The organism is Streptomyces sp. NPDC052114, from assembly GCF_040680155.1.
In the GTDB taxonomy this organism is placed as follows: domain Bacteria; phylum Actinomycetota; class Actinomycetes; order Streptomycetales; family Streptomycetaceae; genus Streptomyces.
The window spans coordinates 101,346-114,227 of sequence record NZ_JBFAWC010000013.1; the positions used below are offsets into that span (position 1 = coordinate 101,346).

The window sequence follows — 12,882 nt, forward strand, 5'->3', positions numbered from 1 at the left end:
TGGTTTAGACCTTTACCCGGACGGTGCCCGCCGGACCTCGGCTAGACCTTGACCCGTGCCGTGGGCGCCACCTGATCGAAGACCTCGTCGGGGAGTTGCTCGGCGTCGGTGCCCTCCGTCAGCAGATAGGCCTGCGCCTCTCCGACGTGGAAGTACATACCGTGCAGCTCAAGATCGCCTTCGGCAAGGCGACGCGCCACCGACTCGTGCGCCCTCAGGTGCTCCAGCTGCTGGACCACATTGGTCAGGCACAGTTGCTCGACGGCATCGGCCGGCGCACGCCCGGCGAGCCGCGCCCACGCCCTGTCCTGCGCGCCCATCCGCTCCAGGCTCGCCATGCCGTGCCGCAGCCACCGCTTCAGCGGCGTCTGCGCACCCCCGGGCGGAGTGTTGAGCAGCGCCTGCATCGCCCCGCACCCGGAGTGCCCGCACACGGTGATGGACCGCACCTTCAGGACGTCGACCGCGTACTCGATCGCGGCCGCCACCGAGTCGTCACCGCTCTCGGCACCCGGCAGCGGGACCAGATTGCCCACATTGCGTACGACGAACAGGTCGCCGGGACCGCTCGACGTGATCATCGAGGTGACGACCCGGGAGTCCGCGCAGGTCAGGAAGAGCTGCGCGGGCTGCTGCCCCTCGCGCGCCAGCCGGGCCAGCTCACCGCGCACCAGCGGCGCCGTGTTCCGCTGGAACGCGCTGATGCCGGTCGCCAGTTGATGGCTGCTGGGCTGCCCCTCCCGCTGCTCCTCCTGCGGTCGGTCGCAGTGGTGGTTGCGCCACGGGGTCCAGGGGCGGCAGCAGGAGTGGGCGGCGCCGGCGGGCTCGGCGATGCGGGTGCCGCCGCGCCCGGTGATCTCGACGGTGCCGCCCTGCGCGGTGTGCTGGTCCTGCCAGCACTGCAGTGATTCGAACGCGGCATGGTCCATGAACGAGCCGTCCAACTCCACGATTGCTTCTGCTCCTTGAGGCACGAGATGCATGGCCCGGCTGAGCCTCGGCACGGCGAGGAACGTCAACTGGCCGCGCACGCGCACGTGGTGGACCCCGTCCTCCTCGCAGTGGATGATCCGGGTGCGGGCGAGGCGGTGCAGCGCGACGGCCACGGCGACGGCGACACCGAGCGCCACGCCTTCGAGGACGCCGAGGAAGACCACGCCGAGGGTGGTGACGGCGTAGACGAGGATCTCGCGGTGGCGCGTGATCGTACGGATGTGGTTGAGGCTGACCATCTGGATGCCGACGGCCATGACGAGGGCGGCGAGCGCCGCGAGGGGGATGAGCTCCAGGACGGGCACCAGGAACAGCGCGGCCACTACCACCCAAACGCCGTGCAGCATCGTGGAGTTCCGGCTGACGGCGCCGGCGCGGACGTTGGCCACGCTGCGCACGGCGACGCCGGCCACGGGAAGCCCGCCGAGCGCGCCGGAGACGATGTTCGCCGAGCCCTGGCCGAGCAGCTCGCGGTCGAGGTCGGAGCGGCGCACGCCCACGTGTACCTCGGGCCGGCGGGCGACGAGCTTGTCGACGGCGACGGCGCCGAGCAGCGACTGCACGCTGCACACCAGCGTGATGGTGAGCACGGCGGCGACGAGCCCCAGCGCGGGGCCCTCGGGCAGTCCGACCAAAGCGTGACTGCGCCAGGAGGGCAGGTCGACCTCGTCGACCCGGAGTCCGGCGAGCTGGGAGACGGCCGTCGCGGCGGCGACCGAGACGAGCGCGGCGGGCATGATCCGGGCGATGCGCCCCACCCGCCCGGGAATCCGCGGCCACAGCAGCAGGAGCGCCAGCGTCAGGAGGCTGATCGTCAGGGCGGCCGGTTGCAGGTCCGCCAACTGGGCGGGCAGCGCGCGGAGGTTGTCGAGCACGGAGCTCTGCGGGGTGCCGCCGAGGACGATGTGCAGCTGGGCGACGGCGATGGTGACACCGATGCCGGCCAGCATGCCGTGGACGACGGCGGGGCTGACGGCGAGCGCGGTGCGGGCCACGCGCAGGCAGCCGAGGCCGAGTTGGGCGACTCCGGCGAGGACCGTGATGGCGCAGGTGGTCCGCCAGCCGTACCGGTGGATGAGGTCGGCGGTGACGACGGTGAGGCCGGCGGCGGGGCCGCTGACCTGGAGCGGTGATCCGCCGAGTGCTCCGGCGAGGATGCCGCCGACGGCGGCGGCGACGAGGCCCGCCTGGAGCGGCGCTCCGGTGGCGAGGGCGATGCCGAGGGACAGCGGCAGGGCGATCAGGAAGACGGCGACCGACGCGGAGAGGTCGGCGCCCGCGATGCGGAACCTCTTGCGGTGCGGTGGGCCGTGGGGCCCCTGCGCGCTGGTCTTGTGGGTCGATTCGGTGGTGCGAGTGGGAACGCAGGCAGACATGTTTTCCCGTCTCCTCCGGGGCGGCGCGGTCGCGGAACAAGGGGTCCTCCGGAAGGCCTCCGGAGGGCGGGTCGCGGCCGTGGGTCACGGCGTGCAGCGGCGGGATATCTCAACTCTCGGTAAATGAACCGTAATGCAGAGTAAAGGTCGTGGGCGGATTATCAGGGCAAATGGGGCAATTTATCACTCTGATGAGTGAATAAGGAATCTCGTCGGCTTGTCGGAACGTGTCATTTCGGGGTCCATGCGAGGTTGCGTACCGATCTGTCCCGACTTGCACGGAAAGAAGGTGGGCGGAACATGGCCGCCACCCGGAGGATCACCGCGAGCCTCACCGCCCTCGTGGCGTGCGTAGCCGCACTGGCCGGCTGTGCCGGCGGCGCGTCCGGCACCAAGGAAGGCGCGCACGGCGCGAAGAAGCCGGCCGGAGCCCCGGCGCCCAAGGCCCCCGTCCGCATGATCGGCGACGGGTCGACGGCCTTCACCGGCAAGCAGCCGAACCTGCCCCGCCCCGCCCGCCTGAAGCCGGGCGAGAAGCCGCCCCAGTTCGTGGTCTTCTCCTGGGACGGCGCGGGCGAGGACGGCCAGAAGCTGTTCTCGCACTTCCGCAAGGTGGCCAAGCGCAACAACGCCACGATGACCTACTTCCTCAGCGGCGTGTACATGCTTCCCGAGGAGAAGCGGAAGCTCTACAAGCCGCCGCAGCACCTGGCCGGCAGCTCGGACATCGGCTTCAACGACCGCCAGGGGATCAAGGACACCGTCGACCAGCTCCGCGGCGCCTGGCTGGAGGGCAACGAGGTCGGCACGCACTTCAACGGCCACTTCTGCGGCGCCGGACGCGGGGTCGGCGAGTGGTCCGTCGAGGACTGGAAGAGCGAGATCAACCAGGCCAAGTCCTTTGTGAAGGGCTGGAAGACGAACACGGGCACGACGAAGGCGCAGCCCCTGCCCTTCGACTACGACAAGGAACTGATCGGCGCCCGCACGCCCTGCCTCGAAGGCCAGAAGAACTTCATGCGCGCGGCCCGCGAGCTGGGCTTCCGCTATGACACCAGCGGCGTGAACAACCAGGTGTGGCCCAAGAAGAAGGAGGGGCTGTGGGATCTGTCGATGCAGCTCGTCCCGGTCCCCGGCCGCCGGTTCGAGACGCTGACGATGGACTACAACTTCATGGTCAACCAGTCCGGTTCGACCTCGCACGGCGACCCGGCCAAGCACGAGTACTGGGGCGACCAGATGCGTGACGGCCTCCTCCAGGGCTTCGACCGCGCCTACCAGGGCAACCGCGCGCCGCTGATCATCGGCAACCACTTCGAGTCCTGGAACGGCGGTACGTACATGCGCGCCGTCGAGGAGACCGTCGAGCGGGTGTGCACCAAGCCCGAGGTGCGCTGCGTCTCCTTCCGTCAACTCGCCGACTGGCTCGACGCGCAGGACCCGAAGGCGCTGGCGAAGCTGACGAAGCTGCCGGTGGGCAAGGCGCCGAAGGAGGGCTGGCCGGCGTTCCTGGCCGCCGGCCCCGCTCCGGCGCCGAAGGGTGTCCCGGGCGCTCCGGCGGTCAAGCCGTAGCACCCGGCGGTCGAGCGGCACCCCGGGGCCGGGTCAGGCCGTGGCGACCAGCTGCTCACGCAGGACGAAGTCGGGGTCGACCTGGGCCGCCAGGTCGGCACCCGTCCTCTCGTTGCCCCAGCTCTGCGCGTTCTTCAGGTGGAAGTGGACCATCTGGCGGGTGTAGCGCTCCCAGTCGCGGCGCTCGTACGTGGCGTCGACGGCCGCCTGGAGCGCGCGCAGGGAACGGCGGTTGTCCTCCTCCAGGAGCTCGAAGCGGGCCGGACGGCCCTTCTCCATGGCCCGCACCCAGTCCGAGTGCCCGACGGTGACCAGCAGGTCGTCGCCGACCTGCTCGCGCAGGAAGTCGACGTCGTCCTGGCCCTGGACCTTGTTGCCGACGACCTTGAGGTCGACGCCGAAGTCGCGTGCGTACTCCTTGTACTGGCGATAGACGGAGACCCCCTTCTTCGTCGGCTCGGCTACCAGGAACGTCATGTCGAAGCGCGTGAACATGCCGGAGGCGAAGGAGTCCGAGCCGGCGGTCATGTCCACGACCGCGTACTCGTCACGGCCGTCGACCAGGTGGTTCAGGCACAGCTCCACCGCTCCGGTCTTGGAGTGGTAGCAGGCGACACCGAGGTCGGCTTCGGTGAACGGCCCGGTGACCATCAAACGCACGGTGGCGTCGTCCAGTTCCACCGGCCGCGCGCACGCGTCGTACACGGGGTTGTCCTCGCGCACCCGCAGGAGCCGCGAGCCCTCTCCCGGGGGCGTCGTCTTGATCATCGTGTCGGCGGAGGCGATCCGGGGGTTGGAGCCCCGCAGATAGTCCTTGATCAGGGGCAGGCGGGCGCCCAGGGCGGGCAGCTCGGCGGCCTCCGCCTCGTCGAGGCCGAGCGCGGGGCCCAGGTGCTGGTTGATGTCGGCGTCCACCGCGATCACGGGCGATCCGGTGGCGGCGAGGTGGCGGACGAAGAGCGAGGACAGCGTGGTCTTGCCGCTGCCGCCCTTCCCCACGAAAGCGATTTTCATGACCACGAAGGGTAGTCGTATGTTTACGTTCGGTGCATAGGTCACGTGAAGAAGACCACTCCTTCGTGGAGCGGCGCCCTGGAGTACGTAGGGTCGTACTCATGAGTACGACAGCCGATCCGCTCGCAGCCCTCGGGGCGCTCCCCGGTGTGCCCGACTCCGTGGCCTCCGTGCGCAAGGCCGTGGACCGGGTCTACGGACACCGCATGATGCGGCGCCGCAGCAACGAGATCACCTCGGAGGCGGCGCTGCGCGGCGCCCGCGGCTCCGCGGCGCTCTCCGGCGCCGACTGGGCGCTCGAAGAGGTCCGCCGGCGCAGCGACTTCAGCGGCGACGACGAGGCGCGCACGGTCGGCGCGGCCCTGCGGCTGACCGCCGAGGCCGGTCAACTCCTGTCCATCTGGCGGCAGTCGCCGCTGCGGGTCCTGGCGCGTCTGCACCTGGTCGCCGCGGCCGACTCCACCGAGGGCGCGGGGCGTCCCCGTCTGGCGGGCGAGCCCGTCGACGAGCCGCTGATCGAGCTTCCGCTGCCGGACGCCGACGAGGTCGCGGGCCGCCTGGAGGGGCTGTCGCAGCTGATCATCGCGGGCAGTTCGGCGCCGGCGCTGGTGACGGCGGCCGTCGTCCACGGCGAGCTGATCAGCCTGCGCCCGTTCGGCTCGCACAACGGCCTGGTCGCGCGGGCCGCCGAGCGCATCGTCCTGGTGGGCAGCGGCCTCGACCCGAAGTCGGTGTGCCCCGCCGAGGCGGGCTACGGAGAGCTGGGCCGGGCGGCGTACGTGGCGGCCCTGGACGGCTACGCCTCCGGCACCCCGGAGGGCATGGCGGCGTGGATCGCCCACTGCGGCAAGGCCGTAGAGCTGGGCGTCAGGGAGTCGACCGCGGTCTGCGAGGCGCTTCAGCGCGGCGCGGCGTAGGGGTCCGGAAGGAAGTCCGGGAGAGGGGCCGGAAGGGCCCGCAAGGGTCCGACAGGGCCTGGAAAAGGGTTGCGGCGGTACGGAATCCGTACCGCCGCTGGCATGTCCACCGGGTTACCAAGCGTCCTCGAAGTGTTGCCCATCAGGTCGGGAACCTTGCCCGTCACCTGGTGCGGCTGGCCCGTAATCGACGGGTCGACGTCGCGTGGGTGCCTGGTGTTCATGCTTCGGTCCGTGGGGCCTTCGTTGCGTTTAAAGGTGATCCTCTCGGATGTCCTTGGTCTCGCGGGCCGTTGAATCCTTTGTACTCCAGTCCCGCGGGAAGCGGAAGCCCTGACTGCACTTCTTTACTTTTAGGTTCAAACAGGTCTGAATCGGGCGCCGGTTTCCGGCCTGGTCAGGGGCCTGTTCGGGGGCCTGTTCGGCGGGTCCGGCGGGCGTGCTCCGGCTAGCCGACCGCTGCCCGGCGGCGGCTGGCCAGCCAGACGATGCCCGCTGTGGCCGCGGCGGCGCCGACCGCGGCCGCCGCGACGAGAGCCGGCCGGGGCGGCACGGAGAGCGTGGGCAGGCGCTGCTTCAGCCGGACCGGGCGGTGGAAGTCGAGGATCGGCCACGCGCGCGTGACGGCCTCCCGGCGCAGCGCCCGGTCGGGGTTGACCGCGAAGGGGTTGCCGACGGACTCGAGCATCGGCAGATCGGTCGCCGAGTCGCTGTAGGCGTAGCAGCGGTCGAGGTCGTACCCCTCCGACTGCGCGAGTTCCTTGATCGCCTCCGCTTTCGTCGGGCCGTAGGCGTAGTACTCCACCTCGCCGGTGAAGCAGCCGTCGTCGCCGACCACCATGCGGGTCGCCACCACCCGGTCCGCGCCGAGGAGTTCACCGATCGGCTCGACCACCTCCGCCCCCGAGGTGGAGACGATGACGACGTCGCGGCCCGCCGCGTGGTGCTCCTCGATGAGCGACGCGGCCTCGTCGTAGATGATCGGGTCGATCAGGTCGTGCAGCGTCTCGGCGACGATCTCCTTGACCTGCTGGACGTTCCACCCCCGGCACAGTGCGGAGAGGTACTCGCGCATCCGCTCCATCTGGTCGTGGTCGGCGCCGCCCGCCAGGAAGACGAACTGCGCGTACGCGGTGCGCAGTACCGCTCTGCGGTTGATCAGGCCACCTTGGTAGAACGACTTGCTGAAGGTGAGCGTGCTCGACTTCGCAATGACCGTCTTGTCCAGGTCAAAGAAGGCAGCAGTGCGAGGCAAGGAGTGGTTTTCCACGAGCCCGAGCATAGGCGCCCACCATTCGGCGTAAGCTGAGGCGCGTGGGTTTGCCTGAGAAGGCTCTCGGGTACACCATGGAAGTCACGGATCGTTCGCGACCGTGCTAACCCGGTCTGGCTCCTCCCCCCCCGAGCCGGACCGTGGGGACGACCCCCGCTCTCCCCCCCGGCGGGGGTCGTCGCATGTCCGGACGGGTTTTTGGACCGTCCCTCGATCACCTTCCGCCCTCCGGGCCCCCTCTGCTCGCCGTCTCGGCGGTCCTGCGGCCTACCCACGATTCGTCACTGTGAGTAGTCGCAGGGCTGCTCTGTGGAAGTCGTCCCGAAGTCGGCGGGATGTCACTGGTATGGGTGATGGAGATATTCACAGCCCCCGCCTTGTCCACAGTTATTGACCAAGATCCACACGATTTACCGGATCGCCGCACGCTGATTCCACCCGTTCCGCTTGCGGAGTTCATGGCCGGATTGCTTTGTCCGGTTCTTCGCCGATGCGGGACGCGGCATTCACAGGGGCTTGCGGTGAGAGGGGGATGGAGATCGTGGGTGGAGTCATTTCACGCGACAGGGTCGCGCCGTCCGACGGACGGCCGGGCGGACCGCTGATCGTCACGGAGGACGTGGAGCTGCTGGACGACCTGCTCCGGCTGTGCGCGGCGGCGGGCGCCCTGCCCGAGGTGCACCACGGCGGGCCGGAGCGCAGGCAGGGCTGGGACTCGGCGCCGCTCGTCCTGGTCGGGGACGACGCCGCCGACCGGGTGCGCGGCTCCGCGCGGCGGCGGGGTGTCGTGCTGGTCGGGCGTGACCAGGACGATTCCGGGGTCTGGCAGCGGGCCGTGGAGATCGGCGCCGACCATGTGCTGCTCCTGCCGGACGGCGAGCAGTGGCTCGTGGACCGCATCGCCGACGTGGCCGAGGGCGTGGGGCGGCCCGCGCTCACCGTCGGGGTCATCGGCGGACGCGGCGGAGCCGGGGCCTCCACCCTGGCCTGCGCCCTCGCGGTCACGGCGGCGCGGGCCGGTCGGCGCACGATGCTCGTCGACGCGGACCCGCTCGGCGGCGGCCTCGACGTCCTCCTGGGCGGCGAGGCCGCCGACGGACTCCGGTGGCCCGCCTTCGCCGCGTCACGGGGCAGGGTCGGCGGCGGAGCACTGGAGGAATCGCTCCCCGAGCTGCACGCGCTGCGGGTCCTGAGCTGGGACCGCGGCGACGCGGTCACGGTCGCCCCGGAAGCCGTGCGGGCGGTGGTCTCCGCGGCCCGACGGCGTGGCGGCGCGGTGGTCGTGGACCTGCCGCGCCGGGTGGACGAGGGGGTCGCCGAGGCACTCGCGCAGGTGGACCTCGGGCTCCTCGTGGTGCCCGCGGAGCTGCGTGCGGTGGCGGGCGCGCGAAGGGTGGCGTCGGCGGCGGGGCTGGTGCTGCGGGACCTGAGGGTGGTGGTCGCGCGGGGCGCCGGGCCCGGCGGATCCGGCGGACTGGACTCGGAGGAGGTGGCGCGCCTGCTCGGCCTGCCACTGGTCGGCGAAGTGCCCTGGGAGGCGGGCCTGTCGGAGGCGCAGGCCGCGGGGACACCACCCGGGGGAGCGGCGCGCGGACCGCTGGCGCGGTTCTGCGCCGCCTTCTGGGACCGGCTGCCGGCCGACGCCGTGGGAGGGGGCGTATGAGCGCCGTCGTCGGGGCCCGGATGCTGGACGGGGTGCGCCAGTGGCTCGCGGAGAGCGGCACGGAGCCGACCCCGGCCCGGGTCGCCGAGGCGCTGCGGGCGCAGGGCCGGGTGCTCGGCGACGCCGAAGTGCTGGGCGCCGCGGCACAGTTGCGCTCGGAGCTGGTCGGAGCGGGCCCCCTGGAGCCGCTGCTCGCCGACCCCTCGGTCACCGACGTGCTGGTCTCCACGCCGGACCGGGTGTGGGTGGACCGGGGCGGCGGCCTGGAGCTCACGGGCGTCACCTTCCGGGACGCGGCGGCGGTGCGGCGGCTCGCACAGCGCCTCGCTGCCGTGGCGGGGCGGCGCCTGGACGACGCGAGGCCCTGGGTGGACGCCCGCCTCCCGGACGGCACGCGCCTGCACGCGGTACTGCCACCGGTGGCCGTGGGCTCGACCTGCCTCTCCTTGCGGGTCGTACGCCCCCGGGCCTTCACGCTCACCGAACTGATCACCGAGGGCACGGTCCCGCCCGGCGGCGACCGGGTCCTGCGCGCCCTCCTCGACGCCCGCCTGTCCTTCCTGATCAGCGGAGGCACGGGCAGCGGCAAGACGACCCTGCTGAGCGCGCTGCTCGGCCTGGTCGGCCCCAAGGAGCGGATCGTACTGGCCGAGGACTCCGCGGAGCTGCGGCCCGACCACCCGCATGTGGTGCGCCTGGAGTCCCGCCCCGCCAACCAGGAAGGGTCGGGCCGGGTCGGGCTGGACGACCTGGTGCGCCAGGCCCTGCGGATGCGGCCCGACCGCCTCGTCGTCGGCGAGGTGCGGGGCGCGGAGGTGGTCCATCTGCTGGCCGCGCTGAACACCGGACACGAGGGCGGCTGCGGCACGGTCCACGCCAACGCCGCGAGGGACGTGCCCGCACGCCTGGAAGCCCTGGGGACGGCGGCGGGCCTGGACCGGGCCGCCCTGCACAGCCAGTTGGCGGCCGCCCTGTCGGTGGTCATCCATCTCGTCCGCGACCGGACGGGCCGCCGCCGTATCGCCGAGGTCCATGTGCTGAAGCGGACCGGTTCGGGCCTGGTGGAGACGGTGCCGGCGCTGCGCCGGGCCGAGCGGTCCTTCACCAGGGAGCAGGGCTGGCCCCGTCTGAACGCCCTCCTCGGAGGCGACCCGGCGTGGGGTGAGGTCCGGTGAGCGCGCCGATGTGGGCGGCGGCGGTCTGCGCGGTCGTCGCGGCCTGGCTGCTGAGCCGACGGGACCGGCAGGCGCGACGCGCACACACGCTGTTCCCCGGGAGCACGCTCCCGGCGAGATCCCGTGACCGCCCCCTCCACCACCTGCTCGCGACGGCCCGCGAACGCATGGGCCACGAATGGTGGTGCCTGGCGGCCGGGGCGGTGATCGCGCTGCTCGGGGAGTCCCCGGTGCCGTTGGCCGTGGGCGCGGCCGGAGTGCCGCTCGCGGGCCGGGTGCGCCGGGCCCAAGAGGCGCGACGGGAACGACTGCGCCGTGGCAACGCGGTGATCGCGCTCTGCGGGACGCTCGCGGGCGAGGTGCGAGCGGGGCGGCAACCAGGCGAGGCCCTGCGCATGGCCCTGGACGAGGCGGTCGACGCGGGCGTGGCGTCCCCCGACGCCCGGGGCGCGGTGCTGGCGGCGGCGCGGTTCGGCGGCGATGTGCCGGGGGCGCTGAGGGAGGCGGCGCGGGAGCCGGGCTCCGAGGGCCTGCTGGGACTCGCGGCGTGCTGGCGGGTGGCGGTGGACCGCGGCGCGGGTCTCGCGGCTGGCCTCGACCGTCTGGAGGCCGCCCTCCGCTCGGACCGCGACCAGCGGGCCGACCTGAGAGCGCAGTTGGCCGGCGCGCGATCGACGGCCGTGATGCTCGCGGGACTCCCGGCCCTGGGCCTGCTGATGGGCAGCGCGTTGGGGGCGGAGCCGCTGAGGGTGCTGCTGCACACGGCCCCGGGTCTCGGCTGCCTGGCGGCGGGCGCGGTGCTGGAGGGCGTCGGGGTGTGGTGGGCGCTGCGGATCGTACGAGGGGCGGAGAGGCGATGAGCGGTGTCCACGGGCTGGGGGTGGTGGCGTGGATGGCGCTGGCCGCGCTCTGGCTGACACTGACGGTGCCGGCGGCGCGACGGGACAGGGCCTCGCGGCGACGAACGGCCGAGGTGCTGGGCGTGGAACACGCTCCCGCGAGGCGCTGGGGGAGACCGCTGGTCCAACCGGACGCGATGCGCGCGTGGCTGAGGCCGGTGGGGGCGGCGGGTGCGGCATACGCGCTGGTGGGAGGGGTTCCGGGCGCCGTGGCCGGGGCGGCTGTCGGGTACGGCGCGTGGCGGTACGGACAACGGGTGCGCGCGGAGCGGCAGTTCGGCGGCAGCGAACAAAGCGCAGCCGCGGAGCGCCAACTACCACTGGCAGCTGACCTCTTGGCGGCATGTGTCGCCGCGGGGGCGGGCCCTGTGGCGGCCGCGCAGGCGGTCGGGGAGTCCCTGGAGGGGCCGGTCGGGGAGCGGCTTGCCCAAGGGGCGGCGGAGGTACGCCTTGGCGGTGAACCGGTGGACGCATGGCGGCAGTTGGCCGCGATGCCGGGCGCCGCCGCGCTGGCCCGGCTCCTGGAGCGGGCGGGCGAGTCCGGAGCGCCGGCGGCCGAACCGGTGTCCCGCCTGGCCGCGGACGCCCGAGCGGAACGGGGCAGGGCGGCGACGGCACGGGCGCGAAAGACGGCGGTCCTGATGACGGCCCCGGTGGGCCTGTGCTTCTTGCCGGCGTTCGTGGCGGTCGGGGTGCTGCCGGTGGTGATCGGTCTGGCGGAGGGGCTGTTGGGAGGCGGCATGAACTGATCGAGAGATGCCTGAAGGCACCGCACCTGAGAGTGCGGCAGCGGATGCGCGACAACGAACAGAAATGTCACGGGGGTTGAAATGCGGGAACAGACACGGACTCAGGCACAAGGACGAACTCAGGCGCGAGGACGAACCCAGGCACAGGAACAGGCACAGGAACAGGCACAGGAACAGGTTCAAGAACAGGCGCGGGCGCGTGGCAGGCGGTGGTCCTGGGAGTCGTCGCGACGGCTGTGGCGGAGGGCACGCGGGCGGGACGCCGGGATGGTCACGTCGGAGTACGCGATGGGGCTCATCGCGGCGGTGGGATTCGCCGGTCTGCTCTACAAGGTGGTGACGAGCGGGCAGGTCAGCGCGGCGCTCCAGGCGGTCGTGGAGAAGGCGCTCGATGTCCCGTTCTGAGGTGGGGCGCGGGAGCCGGACCGGGGGCGGCCGATGGTGGGCCACGGATCGTGGCTTCGTGACGGCGGAGGCGGCGGTGGTACTGCCGACGCTGGTGCTGTTCACCATGGCGTTGCTCTGGACGCTGCTGGCGGCGTCCGCGCAGATCCAGTGCGTGGACGCGGCCAGGGCGGGGGCCCGCGCGGTGGCGCGGCAGGACCCGGAGGGCGTGGCGGTGGCGGCGGCCCGGCAGGCGGCGCCGCGCGGGGCGAGCGTGTCCGTGCGGCGCGAGGGCGACCTGGTGCGGGTCGAGGTCGCGGCGGATCCGCCGGGCGCGAAGGTGCTGGGGCTTGGCCTGCGGCTGCGGTCGGAGGCGGTGGCCTTGGCGGAGGAGACGGTGGGGGTGGAGCCATGAGGAGCGGAAGAGGGCGCGGCGCGGACCGGGACCGTGGGGCCGCGACCGTGTGGGTGGCCGTCGTGATGACCGTGCTGTGCGTGGTCTGCGGGGCGGTGCTTTCCCTGGGGCAGGTCGTCGTGGCCCGGCATCGGGCGGGCGGTGCGGCGGATCTGGCGGCGCTGGCGGCGGCGGACCGGTGGATGACGGGTTCCTCGGAGGCGTGTGCGGGGGCGGGCCGGGTGGCCGAGGCGCAGGGGGTGCGGCTGGTGCGGTGCGTGGTGCGGGGGCAGGTGTCCGAGGTCGCCGCGGTGGCCTCGGCGGGCCTCTTCTCCGCCACGGTCGGCTCCCGGGCGGGCCCGGCGCTTCCCTCGCCATGACGGTGCCCTGTGCGGTCCGGCTGCGCCGGGGCTTGGGCCACGGTCATCGCCGCCCGGCACCGGGGTTCTTCCCCGCCTGCGCCGGGGTGGGTG

At 72.6% G+C, this 12,882-nt stretch carries 12 protein-coding genes; 9 read left to right on the forward strand and 3 right to left on the reverse strand.

Annotated features, from left to right (window positions below):
• Window positions 1-41: 41 nt before the first annotated feature.
• Complete coding sequence (locus AB0L89_RS27465; RefSeq protein ID WP_365146173.1) at window positions 42-2,369, reverse strand: SulP family inorganic anion transporter; 2,328 nt, start codon at window positions 2,367-2,369, stop codon at window positions 42-44.
• Window positions 2,370-2,669: 300 nt separating this feature from the next.
• Between AB0L89_RS27465 and AB0L89_RS27470 the strand changes: the two genes are divergently transcribed.
• The gene (locus tag AB0L89_RS27470; RefSeq protein WP_365146176.1) at window positions 2,670-3,941 is read left to right on the forward strand and encodes a hypothetical protein; all 1,272 of its coding nucleotides are present in this window, start codon (window positions 2,670-2,672) and stop codon (window positions 3,939-3,941) included.
• A 33-nt stretch (window positions 3,942-3,974) separates the two neighbouring features.
• Here the strand turns inward: AB0L89_RS27470 and AB0L89_RS27475 are convergent, their stop codons facing one another.
• On the reverse strand, window positions 3,975-4,955 hold the full coding sequence (locus tag AB0L89_RS27475; RefSeq protein WP_365146179.1) for an ATP-binding protein: 981 nt from the start codon (window positions 4,953-4,955) through the stop codon (window positions 3,975-3,977).
• A 101-nt stretch (window positions 4,956-5,056) separates the two neighbouring features.
• On the opposite strand from AB0L89_RS27475, the gene AB0L89_RS27480 reads away from it, so the two are divergent.
• A complete protein-coding gene (locus tag AB0L89_RS27480) occupies window positions 5,057-5,872 on the forward strand; it encodes an oxidoreductase (RefSeq protein ID WP_365146182.1) in 816 nt (271 codons plus the stop codon).
• Window positions 5,873-6,320: 448 nt separating this feature from the next.
• On the opposite strand, the gene AB0L89_RS27485 is transcribed toward AB0L89_RS27480, so the two are convergent.
• Window positions 6,321-7,154, reverse strand: a complete 834-nt coding sequence (locus AB0L89_RS27485; protein ID WP_365146185.1) for an HAD-IB family hydrolase — start codon at window positions 7,152-7,154, stop codon at window positions 6,321-6,323.
• 523 nt (window positions 7,155-7,677) lie between these two features.
• Here AB0L89_RS27485 and ssd point away from each other — a divergent pair.
• The 7 genes from ssd to AB0L89_RS27520 all read left to right on the forward strand — a co-directional run bounded on the left by ssd (window position 7,678) and on the right by AB0L89_RS27520 (window position 12,789).
• Window positions 7,678-8,808, forward strand: coding sequence for a septum site-determining protein Ssd (gene ssd, locus AB0L89_RS27490; RefSeq protein WP_365146188.1), 1,131 nt, complete (start codon window positions 7,678-7,680; stop codon window positions 8,806-8,808).
• Complete coding sequence (locus AB0L89_RS27495; protein WP_365146191.1) at window positions 8,805-9,983, forward strand: TadA family conjugal transfer-associated ATPase; 1,179 nt, start codon at window positions 8,805-8,807, stop codon at window positions 9,981-9,983. The genes ssd and AB0L89_RS27495 overlap by 4 nt, the downstream gene beginning before the upstream one ends.
• An 8-nt stretch (window positions 9,984-9,991) precedes the next feature.
• Window positions 9,992-10,843, forward strand: coding sequence for a type II secretion system F family protein (locus tag AB0L89_RS27500; RefSeq protein ID WP_365146559.1), 852 nt, complete (start codon window positions 9,992-9,994; stop codon window positions 10,841-10,843).
• Window positions 10,844-11,019: 176 nt separating this feature from the next.
• A complete protein-coding gene (locus AB0L89_RS27505; protein WP_365146562.1) occupies window positions 11,020-11,631 on the forward strand; it encodes a type II secretion system F family protein in 612 nt (203 codons plus the stop codon).
• Between the two features lie 234 nt (window positions 11,632-11,865).
• A complete protein-coding gene (locus AB0L89_RS27510) occupies window positions 11,866-12,036 on the forward strand; it encodes a DUF4244 domain-containing protein (protein WP_365146565.1) in 171 nt (56 codons plus the stop codon).
• Window positions 12,023-12,430, forward strand: a complete 408-nt coding sequence (locus tag AB0L89_RS27515) for a TadE family type IV pilus minor pilin (RefSeq protein ID WP_365146194.1) — start codon at window positions 12,023-12,025, stop codon at window positions 12,428-12,430. The genes AB0L89_RS27510 and AB0L89_RS27515 overlap by 14 nt, the downstream gene beginning before the upstream one ends.
• Window positions 12,427-12,789, forward strand: a complete 363-nt coding sequence (locus tag AB0L89_RS27520; protein ID WP_365146197.1) for an Rv3654c family TadE-like protein — start codon at window positions 12,427-12,429, stop codon at window positions 12,787-12,789. Before AB0L89_RS27515 ends, AB0L89_RS27520 begins: the two co-directional genes overlap by 4 nt.
• The last annotated feature ends 93 nt before the right edge of the window (window positions 12,790-12,882 follow it).

Excerpts from the sequence above, each read along its gene's own strand:
- AB0L89_RS27465 (WP_365146173.1), bottom strand. The coding sequence starts at position 2,369 with ATGTCTGCCTGCGTTCCCACTCGCACCACCGAATCGACCCACAAGACC.
- AB0L89_RS27470 (WP_365146176.1), top strand. The coding sequence starts at position 2,670 with ATGGCCGCCACCCGGAGGATCACCGCGAGCCTCACCGCCCTCGTGGCG.
- AB0L89_RS27475 (WP_365146179.1), bottom strand. The coding sequence starts at position 4,955 with ATGAAAATCGCTTTCGTGGGGAAGGGCGGCAGCGGCAAGACCACGCTG.
- AB0L89_RS27480 (WP_365146182.1), top strand. The coding sequence starts at position 5,057 with ATGAGTACGACAGCCGATCCGCTCGCAGCCCTCGGGGCGCTCCCCGGT.
- AB0L89_RS27485 (WP_365146185.1), bottom strand. The coding sequence starts at position 7,154 with ATGCTCGGGCTCGTGGAAAACCACTCCTTGCCTCGCACTGCTGCCTTC.
- ssd (WP_365146188.1), top strand. The coding sequence starts at position 7,678 with ATGGAGATCGTGGGTGGAGTCATTTCACGCGACAGGGTCGCGCCGTCC.
- AB0L89_RS27495 (WP_365146191.1), top strand. The coding sequence starts at position 8,805 with ATGAGCGCCGTCGTCGGGGCCCGGATGCTGGACGGGGTGCGCCAGTGG.
- AB0L89_RS27500 (WP_365146559.1), top strand. The coding sequence starts at position 9,992 with ATGTGGGCGGCGGCGGTCTGCGCGGTCGTCGCGGCCTGGCTGCTGAGC.
- AB0L89_RS27505 (WP_365146562.1), top strand. The coding sequence starts at position 11,020 with ATGCGCGCGTGGCTGAGGCCGGTGGGGGCGGCGGGTGCGGCATACGCG.
- AB0L89_RS27515 (WP_365146194.1), top strand. The coding sequence starts at position 12,023 with ATGTCCCGTTCTGAGGTGGGGCGCGGGAGCCGGACCGGGGGCGGCCGA.
- AB0L89_RS27520 (WP_365146197.1), top strand. The coding sequence starts at position 12,427 with ATGAGGAGCGGAAGAGGGCGCGGCGCGGACCGGGACCGTGGGGCCGCG.